The following is a 12,962-nucleotide window of genomic DNA, read 5'->3' as shown; positions in this document are numbered from 1 at the left end:
GCAATCACGCCAGACGCGGGTCCACGTGCACTCGCGCTACAACTACTCCAACAGGCCGCACCCATGAACAAGCCCTCGATCCACACGCTGCTGCAGAACTTCGAATCCGAGCAGATCGTTCGCGAACTGCCTGCTTTCGGCCCCGGCGACACCATCGTCGTCAACGTCAAGGTCAAGGAAGGTACGCGCGAGCGCGTCCAGGCCTATGAAGGCGTGGTCATCGCGAAGAAGAACAGCGGCCTGAATTCCGCATTCACCGTGCGCAAGATCTCCCACGGCTTCGGCGTCGAGCGCGTGTTCCAGTCGCACAGCGCGGTCATCGACTCGGTCGAAGTCAAGCGCCGCGGCAAGGTCCGTGCGGGCAAGCTGTACTACCTGCGCGGTCTGGAAGGCAAGAAGGCGCGCATCAAGGAAGATCTCGCCGGAGCGGCCAAGTTCAAGGCCGAGGCGAAGGCTGCCGCTGCTGCCGCGACCGAAGCCGCCAAGTAATTCCGGATCGGCTTCCGCTCGGGGCTTTTGCCCGGGCGCTGTTGATCCAGCGACAGGAAAGCCACCTCCGGGTGGCTTTCCTGCATTCCGGCCCCCGTATTTGTCGTGCCGCGTGCCATCTGCGGGGCGATACTTCGTTCTGCTTCCGTCCTGATATGTACTGCCTGCAATGACCCGGTCCGCTTCTTCCGCAACAACAACGACCGCCACGGTGCGCCTCGACCTGTGGTTGTGGGCCGCGAGGTTCTACAAGAACCGGGCGCTGTCGAAGCAGGCGATCGAGACCGGCAAGATCGAGGTGGATGGCCAGCGCGCCAAGGCTTCGCGCGCGGTGAAGGTCGGTGACGCGTTGAAGATCACGCGGGCCGAGGAGACGTTCCTGGTGACGGTGCTGGCGCTGAGTGCCAAACGCGGGGCGGCCGTTGTGGCGCAGGGGCTGTATGAGGAATCCGAGGCATCGCGGCTGGCCCGGGACGAAGCCCGGGCTCTGCGCGCGGCCGCGCGTACCGGTTATGAAGCGCCCAGGACCAAGCCGGACAAGCGTGCCCGGCGGCTGATCCGGGCTCTGGGCGATATCGACGCGCTGTAGGGCAGGCGTATCGGGGGAGGCTGCGTCGATGGCCTCCCGTCGATGTGCGTTCCACCAGAGCTTTCCTGTTTGGACTCCTGCAAGAGCGCCTGCAAGAGCAAGGGGGTCAGCGCTTTCCGCCGAACAGCGAGCCGCCGATCTTCAGCAGGTCTGACAGACCGGTCACGCCGTCGCCGTCCTGATCGAGCACCGCGCCGAGCAGGCCGCCACCGATGCCGCCCTGCTGGCGGATCTGCTGCTGTTCCTGCCCCAGCAGGCCGCCGAGCGCCTGCGGGGTCGCATCTGCACCGCCACCACTCATCTGCTTGGCGAGGAACGCCATCACCAGCGGTGCGAGCATCTTCAACAGCGCACCGGCACGGTCGCCATCCAGTCCGGTGGCGGCGCCCAGCCCCTGCGCAGCGGTCTGCTGTCGCGCGCCGAGCACGTGGCCGAGGATGTCGCCGCCGCTGCCCCCACCGCTCATCACGGCGCCCAGCACACTGCCGAGATCGAGCCCGCTGTGATCGCGCTGCAGTGCGCCCAGGAGCTGTTGCGCGCCTTGCGGCTGGCTGGCGTTGCGGCCCAGGGCACCCATCAGCAGGGGCAGTGCGGCCGATACCGCACCGGAGGTCTGCTCGGGGCTGAGCCCGAGTCGCTGGCTCAACTGGGCCATCGGTTGGCCCTGCAACTGCTGCAGGAGATCGTTGGTGAGCGAGGTCATGTCGGGATCCATCACGGTCGTCGGGAGGATTGATCCTAGCGGCAAACGCGGGCGGTGGCGTCTGTCTTCCCGGTGAAAGACATCGTTGGCGAAAGAGGTCGGCTCTTGCGGTTCCGGCTTACCCCAGTGCCTTGATCCGGTACAGCGCTTCCAGTGCCTGCCTGGGCGTGAGTTCGTCGGGGTCCAGCGCTGCCAGCGCGTCCAGCGCGGCAGAGCGGGGTGCAAACAGGCCGATCTGCTGGGGCTGGTCGAGCGCGTCGGCGGACATCGCGGGCTTTGGCGCGTCGCGGCTTTCCTGCTCCAGTTCCGCCAGCCGGCCACGTGCCTGGCTGATCACCGATTTCGGCAGCCCGGCCAGCGCGGCCACCTGCAGGCCGTAGCTGCGGTTGGCCGGGCCGTCCTTCACTGCGTGCATGAACACCAGTGACTCGCCGTGCTCGACTGCGTCCAGATGCACGTTGGCGATGCCGCTGCCGGGCTCGGCGAGGGTAGTCAGTTCGAAATAATGGGTCGCGAACAGGGTGTGGGAGCGGTTGCTGCCGGCGAGGTGGCGCGCGCAGGCCTCGGCCAGCGCGAGGCCGTCGTAGGTCGAGGTGCCGCGGCCGATCTCGTCCATCAGCACCAGCGACTGCCCGGTGGCGTGATGCAGGATGTAGCTGGTCTCGCTCATCTCGACCATGAAGGTCGACTGGCCGCGCGCGAGGTCGTCGCCGGCGCCGATCCGGGTCAGGATGCGGTCGATCGGGCCGATCACCGCACGCGACACGGGCACGAAGCTGCCGATGTGGGCGAGCAGCACGATCAGCGCGTTTTGCCGCATGTAGGTGCTCTTTCCGCCCATGTTCGGGCCGGTGATGACCAGCATCCGTCGATCCTCGTGCAGGACCAGGTCGTTGGGTTCGAACGGCTCGCTGCGCACCGCTTCCACGACCGGGTGGCGACCGCGCTCGATGTGGATGCCGGCCTCGTCGGACAGCTCCGGGCGCGACCAGTCCAGCGCCTGCGCGCGTTCGGCCAGGCAGGCCAGCACGTCGAGCTCGGCCAGCGCGGCGGCGCAACGTTTCAGCGGCTCAAGCCGTCCGCCGAGCTGGTCGAGCAGTTGCTCGTACAGCAACCGCTCGCGCGCCAGCGAGCGCTCGCGCGCCGACAGCACCTTGTCCTCGAAGGTCTTGAGCTCCTCGGTGATGTAACGCTCGGCGTTGGTGAGGGTCTGGCGGCGGGTGTAATGGGTCGGTGCCTTGGCCGCGTGGGCCTTGCTGACTTCCAGGTAATAGCCGTGCACGCGGTTGTAGCCGACCTTCAGGGTCGGGATGCCGCTGGCCTGGCGCTCGCGGGTTTCCAGATCGACCAGGAACTGGTCGGCCGTGGTCGACAGCGCGCGCAGCTCGTCGAGCTCCGTGTCGTAGCCTTCGCTGAACACACCGCCATCGCGGGCCAGCACCGGTGGCTGGTCGACGATCGCGGACTGCAGCAGGTGCGCGTGTTCGTCGTGTTCGCCCAACTCGGCGGTCAGCGCGTTGAGCAGGGGCGAATCCAGCGGCGCCAGCACGCCACGCAGGCCCGGCAGCAGGCCGAGGCCATCGCGCAGGGTCGACAGGTCGCGCGGGCGGGCGCTGCGCAACGCGATGCGGGTGAGGATGCGTTCCAGGTCGCCGAGCGCGCGGAAACGCTCGCGCAGCGCCTGTTCCGCGTTGGAGGCGGAAGCGTCGCCGGCCGCCGATTCGATCAGCGTCTCGACCGCGTGGTGGCGCTGGCGCAGTACCGTCTGGTCGCGCAACGGGCGATGCAGCCAGCGTCGCAGCAGGCGACCGCCCATCGGGGTCACGGTGGAGTCGAGCACGCCGAGCAGGGTGTGCTTGCTGTCGCCGTCGATGCGCGAATCGAGTTCGAGATGGCGGCGGGTGGCGGCGTTCATCGCGATCGCGCCGTCGCCGGATTCCACGGCGATGGACGTCAGGTGCGGCAGGCGCTGCTTCTGGGTCTCCTCGACATAGCCGAGCAGGGCGGCGGCGGCGGAGATCGCCAGTGGTTTGCCGTCCAGGCCGAAGCCCGACAGGTCGTGCAGGCCGAAGAACCTGAGCAATTGGCGGCGGCCGCTGTCGGCATCGAACAGCCACGGCGCGCGCCGACGCAGGCCGCTGCGTTCGGACACGAACGCCGGCCAGCCTTCCTCGTCGGCGCACAGGGTTTCCGCCGGTTCCAGCCGCGCCAATTCCGCTTCCAAGGCGTCGTCGCCGGTCACCTCGTTGACCAGGAACCGGCCGCCGGCCAGATCGGCCCAGGCGATGCCGTAGCCGTGCCTGTTGCGCGAGAGCGCCACCAACAAGGTGTCCCGGCGCTCGCTCAGCAGGGCCTCGTCGGTGACCGTGCCCGGGGTGACGATGCGCACCACCTTGCGTTCGACCAGGCCCTTGCTGGCGGCGGGGTCGCCGATCTGCTCGCAGATCGCGACCGATTCGCCCAGGGCCACCAGCCGGGCCAGATAACCCTCGGCCGCGTGATGCGGCACGCCGGCCATCGGGATCGGCTGTCCGGCCGAGTTGCCGCGCTGGGTCAGGGTGATGTCCAGCAGCCGTGCCGCCTTGCGGGCGTCGTCGTAGAACAGCTCGTAGAAATCGCCCATGCGGAAGAACAGCAGCACGTCGGGATGTTCTGACTTGGCCGCAAAAAACTGGCGCATGAGCGGGGTGTGAGTCTCCAAGCCCTTGTCGCTGCTGCTCTGAGTCTTTTTATTCAACAAGTTATCGCCATTTCCGGACTCTGGGTGAGGGTGAGTGTGGACATCTTTGCACAACTTTTGACAGGCCAATGTAGCTCCCGTGTTCGGAGCTACGTTATCTTTCGCTCCTGAACCGATTTCACGGAGCTACACATGGCCGGCAAGCTCAATCGCAAGCTCAAGCTCACGGCCACTATCGTGAAGGAACGCCTGTCGTTCCAGAAGATCCCGGTAGCCAACGACAAGGGTGCCATTGTCGATTTTGACGAGAACACCGACGAAAAGCGCTATGTGGTGTTCGACATCGACCGCGACGCTCCCGTGGGCTTTGGAGTAGCCGTGAACCGCACCAACATGTCCTACATCTTGCAGCGGCGGGTGGGGTCGCGGGTCATCAAGGCCACGATTGGCAACACCCGCAACCTGGCCCTGGCCGACGCCCGAGCCCGGGCCAAGGAGGAGCTTGCCAAGATCGTGGAGACGGGCCGCAGCCCCGCCGAGAACAAGGTGCTGGAAGAAGACTCGTTGCAGGTTGCGGACATGACCGTGGCCGAGTGCATCGCGCTCTACCGCACTTACTTGACGGAGAAGTCCCGACCGGCGAAAGACAGCAGCCTGCGAGGCCTGGAGCAGGCGTTGAACCGGATCAAGCGGCCAGAGATCAACCTGGCCGATACCAAGGTGGGCGATCTGGCGGGGGAGAAGCGGATCAAGGAGGCGTTCGAGACCTTGAAGGCTGGCAGGCGGAAGCTGCGGGACGGCACCAAGCGGGCCAAGCACGACAGCCAAGCCTACGACACGCCGACCATCACCACGGCCGAGCTCACCTTCCGGTGGGTTACGCGCGCGGTGGACTACTGCTGCATCAAGGAGAACCGGGTGGCGGCCAACCAAAAGCGCCCCCCGTCGCTGCATCACAATCCCTTCGTCGTCATCAGAGAAGAAGGGATGTATCGCTCGCGCCAGGAACTGGAAGAGCATTACGCATTGACCAATGCCCGCAATCCCTTGCAGATCCGCGACGGGTCGCTGGGGCGGTTCCTCGATGCGTTGTGGGATCGGCGCAAGATCGCCAACTACCGGACTGCCTGCGACTACCTCTTCCTGACCCTGCTATGGGGCACCCGACGCGGCGAGGCGGCGCCGTTGCGGTGGAAGCCAGCCGATGCGACCGTTGCCAAGACGTGCTCGTGGGTGGATCTGAAAGGTGGCTTGGTGCAGTTCTTTGATACCAAGAACCGCTTCAACCACACGCTTCCGCTGGCACCTGCTGCCCGACGCATCCTGCAGTTGCGGTTCGACGAGCGCGACAAGGGGCTGGAGTGGGTGTTCCCGGCGCGGAGCAAGCGGGCGGCGCAGGGGCACTATCTGGACAGCAAGGCGATCTTGCAGGGGTTGAGGAAGACTGGTGGGATCGAGCAGTTGCGCACGCACGACCTGCGGCGGACCTTCGCCACGGTGGCTGAGGAAATGTGCTCGTATCTCATGGTCAAGCGGCTGCTCAACCACCGGAGCCTGCGGGATGTCACGGAGTCCTACCCGCAACTGGCCTATGACCGGATCTTGGAGGAGTTGACCCGGATCGAGCATGCGATGCTCTCCACGGCCCCCCTGGTTGCCCTGGGATTGCTGCCCGTGGAAACATCGACCCAGCCCATGAAGGCGTCGCCCAGGCGCCACTGAGCTATATCCATGGCCATTGACGTCTACGAGATCCCCAAGCGACTGACCAAGCCCGAATACGAGCGGCTGACTTCCGAGCAACTGGAAGTAGTCCGCCGGCGGCTGCACCAGCGGGAGGCGGACGACGACTTCAATAGTGTCGAGGCCGCGATCTATACGGGCGTTAGCGTGCGCACCATCAAGCGCGCCATCGATGCGGGCAAGGGTCCCGAGCGCGGAAAGACCCCGAACACCACGGGAAGCAATGCCGTTAATCAGCACACCCGCTATCGCAAGGTGGATCTGGATGCCTGGCGTGCGAACAATCGGTCGTTCGATACCTTCACCGGGGCGTTCAACGCTTTCGATGATCTGGTGGTCGATGAGCCTTGGATCATGGCGGGCAATCGCGTGGTGGGGCATCTGTTCGATGTCGGCGACATCGACGATTTGATGGCCATCCTGGCCTCAGGCGAGGTCGAGTTCTTGCGCTTGGATGAGGCGTTGCGCGAGCGATGGATCGACATATCCTTGCGCAGTTCCTATCGAGCCAAGCTCGCGTCGATCATGGAAACCACCCTAGCGGATGTGCAATCGGCCGCCGATCGAGACGCGTTAGACGTTGAAAACGCTGGAGTTTCCCGCGATAGCGAGCGCCGCGGCCTCTAGGAATCGGCTTGTTTTCCGTTTGTCGGATGCGGACTACCGCACGTCCGCCGTAGTGTCATTGCTTGTCCACACTCGGTCGAACATGATCGCAGCTGTTCGTAAAAACGCCTTTAGAACCAATGGCATAGCTTTGATCTTGCTACTGGCGGCTCTGTAGGGTTCACCCCGTTCCAGCGCAATCGTGTGCTGGACGAACCTAACGGAGACTACCAATGAGCAAGCACGAAACCATCAACGATCTGGCACAGGCCATCTACGCCATTCGTCGCACCCCGAGCGCACCTTTTGAGCCAGATTGGGCCATGCACCAGTTCGTGAGCTTTGGCGCGAGCACGAACTTTGGCAACTTCGCCACGGCCGCGCGCGTGTTTGATCCTGAGTTGCAGTGCGCGGCAAACCCGGCGTTGTTTGTGTCGATCGGAACGCCTGATCCTTCAAGTCGCGAAGTTCACGCGGCGGTTGATGCTTACAACTTGGCCGCACTCGTTCACGGCCCGTATGGCGACGTTCTTGCGAAGGCCAATCAGCGTTTGGTTGAACAGCACCGTTGCCGTCTGCCTGGACAGTTCCTTACCGGCAAGGAGCGACGTGGCCTGGTAGAGCAGTCCAAGAAGCGTTTCGCCGACAATGGAAGACAGTTGGACGTGTGCTGCTTGGAAACGAAGCCTGGCGCTGGCGCGAGGGTGCTGGCCGTATTGGATGGGGTCAATCGAAGCCCGAAAGACTTGGGTGCGTTGAGTGTCTATGTATCCACTGGCGACCCGTGTGATTTGCTGCTGACGATGATGCAGCTTGGGCTTGTCATGATCGCGTTTCCTGGTGCCATTCAAGAGGTGGTCTTCGCCCTGGATCAATCAGGCCAGGAACTTCCTGTGGCGGGAGTTCGTCGAGTCCCGGCTGTGCAGGAGGCCGCGTGATGAAGACGTTCGAATTTCGGGTCCATCAGACCATCGTGGAAGCAGGCTTGGGGGGCGGTTGAGGCCGACACACTGGACGAGGCCGAAGAGAAGATCCGGGACTTGTTGATGTCCCAAGGTGCCGATGCCGTCCACTGGGAATGTGTTGATGCGGTGGATTACGTTCGGGAAGCCGAAGTGTTTGAGGAGAACGAGCTCGTCAACACGATTGATGTGGAGATGTAGTGGAAGGGCGTGTGCGCACACGCCCCTTCTGGGTCTTCGACGTTCTGTTCGAAGCGTTGGTCGGTCCCAAGAGTCCGCAGTCGTCCCAGATTTGGGTGGTTCGACGCTGCAGCATGCTTAATTGCGTCAGGTAGGCGAAAATCGAGGTCGGTTCGGGCAGGGCCCCGGCCGAATTGAGGGGTCCCAAGGGGCCGTAGGCGCCCCGCGGGGAGTAATTCAACTGATAGGGACGGCATGAGCAAGAAGAAGCAGCAGACAGATGAGGGGAAGAGCGAAGCATCTGGGGTCCCTGGTGAAACGCCGGACGGACAGGCCGACCTGCTCGCGCAACTTCGAGACCTGATCCCTGGAGCCTTCCCTGATGGCGAGCTCGACCAGGGCGCGCTGTTGACCGCTCTTGGGCTGGGTGAGGCCTCCCAGTCGTTCTCCTTTATCTGGCCGGGCATGGACCAAGCCCGCAGCGAAGGTCGGGCGCCGACCACCGCGACACTGGTGCCGGATCCGGACGCGTCGGTCAAGTGGGGCGAGGCGGGGGATGTTCTGATCGAGGGCGACAACCTTCAAGTCTTGAAGCTCTTGAAGAATGGCTACGCCGGTGCGGTGAAGCTGATCTACATCGACCCGCCTTACAACACGGGCGACAGCTTCACCTACAACGACGACTTCTCCGTGCCTGAGCGTGAATACCTGATTGCCACGGGTCAGGCCGACGAACAGGGTCAGGCGACGACCGCCAAGCAAGAGCGTGGGGGGCGCAAGCACGCGCCGTGGCTCACGATGATGTCAGCCCGGCTTGCGGTGGCGCGACACCTGTTGCGCCGGGACGGCGTGTTCCTGGCGTCAATCGACAACAACGAAGTTCATCACCTTCGCTTGCTGTTGGACGCGGTGTTCGGTGCCGAGAACTTCGTGGACATGATCACTTGGCGCGGTGCGCGCAAAGGTGACGCCAAGCTCATGGGCGGTGGCCAAGACTACATCTTGGCTTACGCGCGAGATCGAGCGTATCTGCGCGAGAAAGACATCCGATGGCGCGAACACAAGGAAGGCTTGGAGCCGATCTACTCCAAGGTCGATGAGCTCATGGCCAAGCACGGCGAGGACTACGCCGCGGCCACGACAGAACTCAAAAATTGGTTCAAAGACCTTGCGGATGAGGACCCCTCCAAGGCGCACGCCCATTACTGCGTCATCGACGAACGGGGCGCGTTCTTCCCGGGGGATATCGCGAGCCCTAACCCACGACCCAACTTGATGTTCGAGTGGAAGGGCTATTCCATCCCTGACAACGGTTGGCGCTATGAAGAGAAGGAAATGCAGCGCCTGCATGACGACGATCGCTTGGTCTATCCCGCTACGAAAGACATGCGTATCCAGGTCAAGCGCTATTTGAAGGAGCATGAGGAATGGGCGCCAGCATCCGTGTTGTATCGCGACCGTCGCGCTGCATCGTCGGCTTTGAAGACGCTCATGGGCGGGAAAGTGTTCGACGACCCCAAGAGCACGGACGTGCTTGCCCGGTTGTTCCACGCCATCACCACTGACGGCGACCTGATCCTCGACTTCTTCGCAGGTTCAGGCTCTTCGGGCCAGGCGGTGTGGGAGCAAAACCCGAAGGACGGGAACACCAGGCGGTGGATCCTGGTGCAGCGACCCGAGCGGCCTGATGCGTCGACCGAGACTGGGAAAAACGCGCTAGAAGCCGGCTACGAAACAATTTTTGAGATCACGGCCGAGCGCCTTCGCCGGGCCGCTGCGCAACTTGGCGAGGGACTTGGCTTCCGCTTGTTCCGGACACGCGAAACCAATCTGATCATCGAGAAGCAAGTCGTTGCCAAAGAAGGACAGGACGCCGCCGAGCAGCTGACGATGATGTTGGCTCACGCTTCCGAGCCACCGGTAAAGGAAGGTGCTGACGCGGTCGCGGTTGCTTGGGAGGTGGCCTTGAAGGCCACGAACACCCGGCTCGATGCGCGCGTGTCCAAGCATGAGCATGAGGGCGTGGCGGTCTACGAGTTCAGTCCCTTCGATGCCGAGCCATCTACTGCTGGCAGGCTCTTCATCTGCCAGGATGCTTTCACCCTGGATACGGCAACGCACATCGGCTTGAAGGACGGCGACACCCTAATCTTGCGAGGTGACAAGGTGGACAACGCGGTTACCTTGACGCTTGCGCCCCGCCTTCGCTCCAAGCTGATCTTGCTGGAAAGGGTGGCTCGTGAAGTTTCGCTTTGACGATCAGCCCCACCAAGCGGCGGCCATCGATGCGGTGGTGGACCTGTTTGAGGGCGCATTGCTACCCCCGCCCAATGTGGTTGCTGGCGTGGCAGCAGGAGCGGAAGGCCACGATGGCTTCCAGCTCAATCGCAAGCTGCTGGCTGAGAACCTCAAGGCGGTGACGGCAAGGGAGGATGTCGACACGCAGGATGCTCTCGAGCTGCTGGTCGAGCAGGATCTGTTGGATATGGATCGTGAGTTCCCCAATCTCTCGGTGGAAATGGAGACGGGGACGGGCAAGACCTATGTCTACATCGCCACGGCTTTGCGTCTCGCCGAAGCCTACGGGTTGCGAAAGTTCGTCATCCTGGTCCACTCGGTAGCCATTCGCGCGGGAGCGTTGAAGACCTTAGAACAGACCTTTGATCACTTCCGCAGCAAGTTCCCGAGCCTGCCTTACAGCTGGAGCACGATGGGCGAGAGCCGGGCGGTGGACGACTTCGTTGACCCGTCCAGCACCGTCCAATTTCTGGTGGCCAGCATTCAAGGCTTGGACAAGCCCGATAGCAACACGCTCTACGCGTCGCCTGAGCAGGCGCGCATCTGGGGTGAGTCGATCTCGGGGATCAAGCAGATCGCCAATGCACGCCCCGTCGTTCTGATCGACGAGCCGCAGAACATGGCAACGCCTCTGCGTAAGAGAGCCATCGCAACACTCAACCCGCTGGTGGCGCTGCGATACAGCGCGACGCACAAGGAGCCGTTCAACCTCGTTCATCGCCTGAGTGCCAAGAAGGCGGCGGAGATGGGTTTAGTCAAGCGCGTAGCCGTGAAAGGCGTGGTGGCGGGTTCGGACGGCAAGCCCTATCTGCACCTCAAGAAGGTCGCGAGCAAGAGCAAGAAGCTGTTTGCCACCTTGATGATTGAGAAGGCCGCCAAGGACGGATCGGAACGCACCGAGATTGTGGCTCAGGTGGGAACTGATCTGTTCGATGAGTCCGGTCAGTTGGCGCAATACCGCGGCCTGACGGTCGACAACATCCTGCGAAAGCCCGATCGGGTGGAGTTTGAGAACGGGTTCGCCATGAAGGTGGGGCAGGAGACGGGAGTGGATCAGCTCGCGACCTGGCGCGATCAGGTTCGCCAGACGATCCGCGTGCATCTTGCGCGCCAAGCAACGATTGATGCAGCAGGAGAGAGCGTCAAGGTCTTGTCTCTGTTCTTCGTCGAGCGCGTGGCCGACTACGTGGGCGCCGATGCGCCATTGCCGGACATGTTCGACAGCATTTTCCGGGAGGAGTGGGCGAGGGCGAACCTGCCGCAAGAGCAGCTGCCCGATCCTGCGGAGCTTCGGGTCTCATACTTTCCTTCCACCAAGACAGGCATCTTGAAGGACACGAAGGGTGGCTTGGCATCGGATGCGGAGTTCGAAGCCAGAGCCTACAAGGAGATCATCGAGCACAAGGAACTGCTGCTAGACAGGGCGAACCCGAGGGCCTTCATCTTCTCCCACTCGGCGCTGCGTGAAGGTTGGGACAACCCGAATGTGTTCCAGATCGGCTTCCTGCGTCACACGCGATCCGACACGGAGCGGCGCCAGCAGATTGGTCGCGGGCTGCGGCTCCCGGTGGATAAGGACGGCAACCGTGTTGTCGACCCCTCACTCAATCGTCTGACCTTGGTGGTTGATGAGTCGTTTGCGGAGTTCCGCAAGGGTCTCAACGCGGAATACATCGCGGCGGGTGGAAAGACCGGCACTGAACCCGATGTCGAAGACGCGGACTCGGAGGTTGTGATCAGGCGTCGCCCGGCGATGTTCGCCAGCCCTGAATTCAGCGAGCTTTGGAACCGCATTCGCTATCGAGCCGTCTACCGAGTCTCGGTTGACACGCCAACGCTAGTCGAAGCAGTGGCGGCGTCCGAGCACCTAGACGATCTGAAATTCATCAAGCGGCGAGCCAATGTCGTGCAGTCCGCGGAGCTGGTCTACGACGACAACGGCTTGGTAGTCACCGAGGACAGTTCCGTAAGCGAGGGTGCAGGCGAGCGGATCATCCTGGTTGGGCAGCGGGTGCCCAATGTTGTTCAGTTGATCGAAGACCAGTTGCTCTACGGCAAGTTTCCGTTGCAGCTGACCCGGCCCACTGTGGTTGCAATCCTCCAAGCCATTCCCGATGACAAGAAGGCTGGGGTCATTGATGACCCGGACCGTTGGGCTCGCGTGGTGGCCCAGGCCATCCGTGTCGTCGTTATCGAACAGATGGTGCAGAACATCACCTACGAGCCGATGGACGAGCTGACTTGGTGGGATGCCAACGTGGTGTTCCTGGAAGTGGAGTCCAAGAGCGTGCCGAAGGCAGAGCCTGGCAAGCCGGCCCCACCATCAGGAGTGGCACCAGCTCCGGATGGCGGAGTGAACCTGTTCGATCATGTGGATTACGACAGCCACGTAGAACGGCACTTTGCCGAGCAGTTGGAGAACGACACCGATCGGATCAAGTTCTTCACCAAGTTGCCGCGACGGTTCAAGGTTCGAACTCCGGTGGGCGAATACTCGCCCGACTGGGCGATTGTGTGCGATGAGAATGGAACGGAGCGCTTGTATCTGGTGCGTGAAACGAAAGGGACGTTGAACCTTGCCGATCTGGAATGGGACGAGGCCATGCGTATCCGCTTTGCCGCCAAGCATTTCGAAGTGGCGCCAAACGGCGAGGTGGACTTCAACTACACCACGGACAAAGACGGGTTGCGCATCGCAACAGCTTGATAAGG

9 protein-coding genes are annotated in these 12,962 nt (G+C 62.9%); 7 read left to right on the top strand and 2 right to left on the bottom strand.

The window, feature by feature from the left end:
• Positions 1-63: 63 nt before the first annotated feature.
• Positions 64-489 carry a 50S ribosomal protein L19 gene (gene rplS, locus N792_RS02610; protein WP_036192548.1) on the top strand — a complete coding sequence of 142 codons (426 nt, stop codon included), beginning with the start codon at positions 64-66 and terminating at the stop codon, positions 487-489.
• Between the two features lie 169 nt (positions 490-658).
• A complete protein-coding gene (locus N792_RS02605) occupies positions 659-1,078 on the top strand; it encodes an RNA-binding S4 domain-containing protein (protein ID WP_052103343.1) in 420 nt (139 codons plus the stop codon).
• Positions 1,079-1,184: 106 nt separating this feature from the next.
• Here N792_RS02605 and N792_RS02600 read toward each other — a convergent pair whose 3' ends face one another.
• Positions 1,185-1,781 (bottom strand): DUF937 domain-containing protein, encoded by a 597-nt coding sequence (locus N792_RS02600; protein WP_036192886.1) that lies wholly within the window; start codon positions 1,779-1,781, stop codon positions 1,185-1,187.
• A gap of 118 nt (positions 1,782-1,899) precedes the next feature.
• On the bottom strand, positions 1,900-4,461 hold the full coding sequence (gene mutS, locus N792_RS02595; protein WP_036192546.1) for a DNA mismatch repair protein MutS: 2,562 nt from the start codon (positions 4,459-4,461) through the stop codon (positions 1,900-1,902).
• Between the two features lie 192 nt (positions 4,462-4,653).
• Here mutS and N792_RS02590 point away from each other — a divergent pair, with 192 nt between their 5' ends.
• The 5 genes from N792_RS02590 (at position 4,654) to N792_RS02570 (ending at position 12,957) form a co-directional block, all read left to right on the top strand.
• Positions 4,654-6,183: a tyrosine-type recombinase/integrase gene (locus N792_RS02590; protein WP_052103341.1), complete on the top strand. Its 1,530-nt coding sequence runs from the start codon at positions 4,654-4,656 to the stop codon at positions 6,181-6,183.
• Positions 6,184-6,192: 9 nt separating this feature from the next.
• Positions 6,193-6,831 (top strand): helix-turn-helix domain-containing protein, encoded by a 639-nt coding sequence (locus N792_RS02585; RefSeq protein ID WP_036192545.1) that lies wholly within the window; start codon positions 6,193-6,195, stop codon positions 6,829-6,831.
• Positions 6,832-7,043: 212 nt separating this feature from the next.
• Complete coding sequence (locus N792_RS02580) at positions 7,044-7,748, top strand: hypothetical protein (RefSeq protein ID WP_036192544.1); 705 nt, start codon at positions 7,044-7,046, stop codon at positions 7,746-7,748.
• A 459-nt stretch (positions 7,749-8,207) separates the two neighbouring features.
• Positions 8,208-10,208, top strand: coding sequence for a site-specific DNA-methyltransferase (locus N792_RS02575; protein WP_084105330.1), 2,001 nt, complete (start codon positions 8,208-8,210; stop codon positions 10,206-10,208).
• The gene (locus N792_RS02570; protein ID WP_084105328.1) at positions 10,192-12,957 is read left to right on the top strand and encodes a restriction endonuclease; all 2,766 of its coding nucleotides are present in this window, start codon (positions 10,192-10,194) and stop codon (positions 12,955-12,957) included. Before N792_RS02575 ends, N792_RS02570 begins: the two co-directional genes overlap by 17 nt.
• Positions 12,958-12,962: the final 5 nt, after the last annotated feature.

Origin of the sequence: Lysobacter concretionis Ko07 = DSM 16239 (genome assembly GCF_000768345.1) — a bacterium.
Taxonomy (GTDB): Bacteria; Pseudomonadota; Gammaproteobacteria; order Xanthomonadales; family Xanthomonadaceae; genus Novilysobacter; species Novilysobacter concretionis.
This window is presented reverse-complemented; position numbering and strand designations above follow the sequence as displayed.